This is a genomic window from Gemmatimonadota bacterium, from assembly GCA_016209965.1.
In the GTDB taxonomy this organism is placed as follows: domain Bacteria; phylum Gemmatimonadota; class Gemmatimonadetes; order Longimicrobiales; family RSA9; genus JACQVE01.
Genome location: JACQVE010000073.1, coordinates 1 through 2119, shown reverse-complemented (window position 1 = coordinate 2119; position 2119 = coordinate 1). Strand labels below are relative to the sequence as shown.

Sequence of the window (2119 nt, the reverse complement as noted above, 5' to 3'; positions counted from 1 at the left end):
GTGCTGTTCTGGCTGGGCATCATGGCCGTGCTCTACCGGCGGCGCATCTTCCTCAAAGTGTAAGCGGGACCCACGGGTGGCCGGGGGCCGCCAAGTGGCCGACCCCGACCGTACTTGCGCATTCGACCACTAAGGCCCGGGCGTCGTATCCCGCCTCTCGGGCTGCACCTGGACTTCCGGTACCACGACAATCTGCGTGTCCGTGCGCACCTCGACGTCCGCCGGCTCGATCTCGAGCTGGGGCAGCGCGCCCGGCTCGACCTCGATCTTGAAGGACATGGTGGCGCCGCGCACAGTTTCGCTCCGCCGGGCTCGACGGCTCGCGGTCCGAGAAGCACGCGACCGCAGCGGCGGCCGCCAGACCGGCGGCGCCCAGGGGCAGCCGGGCGCGGCTGCGCCACCGTGGCAGCGAGCGCGCAGCTAGCGTACGACTACCACGGCCTTCATGAAGGGGTGCGGCGTGCAATGGTAGGCGTAGGTTCCTGGCTTCTCGAACTTGCGACTCGAGCTGCGGCCCGGCTGGATCAACCCGGATTCCCAGTCGCCGGCGTCCGCGGTGGCGCTGTGAGCCAACTGGTCGTTGTTGGTCCAGGTCACCGTGCTGCCGGCCGCCACCTCGAGACGGGCGGGCGCAAAGGCGAAGTCGCGAATGGAGACGCGCACCGCCGCCGCCGCTGCCGGCTCGCCCCCAGCCTCCGGCACCGGCTCTTCCCCCGCCTCCGCCTCCGCGGGCTTGCCGGCGGCCGGCGCTTCCTCCCCCGCGCCGTGCGGGGGCGCCTCGGCGGCTGCGGGCGCGCCGCCGCCGAAGTAGCGGCGCAGGTGGAGCGGGATAGTGAACTCGAAGCCGTAGCGAATGGTTCCACTGCCGCGGGACGCGCCCTGGAGCGTGCTCGTTATGCTGTTGGCGGCGTGCAGCGAAAGCGTATGGGGCGTGTACGGGATGGCAAGCTGAATGCCGGCGCTCCAGGCGATGTCCTCTTCGTTGCCTTGCCCGGTGGGCTCCTCAGAGTCCAGCATCGAGGCAATGTCGCCGGCCAGCGCGAGGGGGAGCCGGCCGAGCCGGAGCCGGAGTCCGCCGGCGAGGGCGAGGCGCTCGTCGCCCGTGTCGAAGGCACTGGAGAACGCGCGCAACGCGGCAATCAGGCGGAGCAGTCCGAGCTCGCGGGCCAGCGTGAGCTCGCCATCCACACTCTCGGCTGCGAGGTTGTAGCCGGCCTGCAGCGCCAGATCCAGGGGCGCGCCGCGCGTCTCGAGCAGGGGCGCATAGCGGGCGAAGTACTCCCACTCGTTGGGAATGCCGGGCGCGACCAGCGAGTTGGTGGCGTAGTGGATGCCCAGCAGGGCGTGGCCGGGGAGGGCAAAGCCCAGCAGGAAAGTGGGCCAGTTGCTGACCTTGCGGAGCGGCGGGTCGCTGGCGTCGAAGCGGTGCAGGAAGTGGAAGTAGAGGGTACTGGGGGAGCCGACCCAGCCGCCGGCAAGGTTGGGCGAGCGGTCCAGGACGGACTGTCCGGCCGCGCTCTGGCCGGTGAGGGCGGACAGGGCGACGAGGAGCGGGAGTATACGCTTCGAGACGGCCACCATCCGCCTCCGGAATCCAGGGTCCCGAGTCAGAGATCCGCCCATATTCGAGTGGCGCTGCATCCCGGGCCGCGGCGTTGACTCCCCATGACGCTCCCCACACCGCGGCCCCTTCGTCGAGCATACGCCTGGCCTATGGGGCCGTGCAAGAGCCATGCTTGACACGCTACCTCCCAGCCACTACGCTGAGCCGCACGAGATCTTTTTGTGAGAGCGGCGGTTTGAAGAAGAGCTGGATCGTGGCGGCCGGCCACCGTGGTGCCGGACGGGGCCGTTTTGATCGTTTTCGGCGAGGCCGGGGCGATCTGCCGTGCCTGCTGGCCGTCCTGCTGTCTGCTATCGTGCTCGGGCTCCACGCCTGCGACGACGGGCCCGTGGAGCTGCCCGCCGTCCAGATCGAGCTAACCCCGGATACGCTCACGCTGCGCACCGGCGAGAGCGCCCAGCTCACCGCCGTGGTCCAGAACGCGCGCAACGTCGCCGTTTCCTTCTCCACATCGAATGCGGCGGTCGCCACAGTGACCTCGACGGGCCTGGTCAC

The 2119-nt window shown here is 70.1% G+C and carries 3 protein-coding genes; 1 reads left to right on the top strand and 2 read right to left on the bottom strand.

Going from position 1 to position 2119, the window contains the following annotated elements:
• Positions 1–129: 129 nt before the first annotated feature.
• Together HY703_03145 and HY703_03140 are read right to left on the bottom strand one after the other, a co-directional pair.
• A complete protein-coding gene (locus HY703_03145; GenBank protein ID MBI4544173.1) occupies positions 130–294 on the bottom strand; it encodes a hypothetical protein in 165 nt (54 codons plus the stop codon).
• A gap of 126 nt (positions 295–420) precedes the next feature.
• Entirely contained in the window at positions 421–1017 is a 597-nt protein-coding gene (locus HY703_03140; GenBank protein ID MBI4544172.1) for a cupredoxin family copper-binding protein, read from the bottom strand.
• Between the two features lie 719 nt (positions 1018–1736).
• On the opposite strand from HY703_03140, the gene HY703_03135 reads away from it, so the two are divergent.
• On the top strand, positions 1737–2119 hold a 383-nt coding region (locus tag HY703_03135; GenBank protein MBI4544171.1), incomplete at its 3' end, for an Ig-like domain-containing protein.